This window comes from Terrisporobacter muris (assembly GCF_024621905.1).
Taxonomy (GTDB): domain Bacteria; phylum Bacillota; class Clostridia; order Peptostreptococcales; family Peptostreptococcaceae; genus Terrisporobacter; species Terrisporobacter muris.
Map to the genome: position 1 here is coordinate 1 of NZ_JANKBY010000542.1, position 1,466 is coordinate 1,466.

The following is a 1,466-nucleotide window of genomic DNA, read 5'->3' on the forward strand; positions in this document are numbered from 1 at the left end:
TAACACCTTTGTACTCAACCTTATACCATCCAGAAATAGATTTATCTATAATCTCAATAGTAGTATTTTTAGGAATAGTAGTTATAATACTAGAAGAAGTAGAAGCACTGTTCCTAAAGTTAACATTATCAGTAGTAACGCCTTTTTCTGTAGAAGGGGTACTTGGATTTTCAATATTTGAATTACTACCAAAATTTTTCAAATAAGTGTAATTCAAATCAACATATCCACTTATACCAGGTACAGAGCCTTTCTCAGAGTATTGCCACATAGAATATGGCCTTCCAAATGTATTGGTAGATGCGTATTGAGCAACCCATAAAGTATTGGAATCAATAAGATTATCCGTATAATAAGTACTACTAAAATCTTTATTAGTATATATACCTGTAGCGTATCCTTTAGCTTTTACTGTGTCTATAAAAGCATTTGCCATGTTTGTGGCAGAAGTTTTTGTTATAGTAACTCCATTTTCTTTTGCGTATCTTACACTATCGTATTCAAAATCGAAAAACACTGGATATGTAATGCTACTTTTATAAGGTGATAGAGTTTCTAAGCATTTTTGTGCTTCTTGAACAGCTTTTTCAGTGCTAGTAGCATAACTAAACCAATATATACCTATTTTAAGTCCAGCACTTTTTGCACCTTCAATGTAAGTTTTGAATTTTGGATCTACAGTTGAGGTACCATAACCAGCTCTGATTATTACATAGTCAACACCAGAGTTTTTTACACTTTTCCAATCTATATTTCCATTCCATTTACTTACATCTATACCCTTTTCCACAGGGTTTAACTTTAAATAACTTGAAGATACATATCCTTGTTTACCATTAAAATCAACCTTGAACCAAGTACCACTTTTACCTAAAATTTCAATAGTTTCATTAATATTTAAGATTCCGATTACTTTATCTGAAGTAGACGGTCCACTTCTTACATTTAAAGAGTTCGATGTTACAGTTCCGCTACCGATTGCTTTAGGATTAGATAAATTTATTTTTTTAATAGAAGAAACATTATCACTAAATCTATAAGCTTTAGATGCATTTCCACCCATATTATAAGTACCATATTCTTCGGGATCTGGCTGTTTTTTGTTTAAAGTATTTGATTTATAATTATTTGAGTTCGCAGTGACTTTTACATTGTAATTATCATCACTAGCAATAGATATATCACTATCAGAGCTTGAGTTAAGCGACTCTGCATTGGATATAGATATTACATTTTGAGATGATATAGCAATGCCTAAAGATACAGCAAAAAAATATTTATCTCTTTTGTTCATAATATTTCCCCCAATCTTATTATCGTTAATGTGCATCTTTAATACATAAAAATAGAAAATATATATAAATTATACAATAAATGGATAAGAATTTGTCGTATTAATTTATAATATAGTTTATATTTTCGGAATGATTTAATTAATAGGAATGAAAAGTATTAATTTGATAGAT

General features: G+C 29.4%; 1 protein-coding gene. It reads right to left on the reverse strand.

Annotated elements, in window-relative coordinates:
• Nucleotides 1-1,294: GH25 family lysozyme (locus NSA58_RS20105; RefSeq protein WP_257560923.1), on the reverse strand; the 1,294-nt coding region annotated here is incomplete at its 3' end.
• Nucleotides 1,295-1,466: the final 172 nt, after the last annotated feature.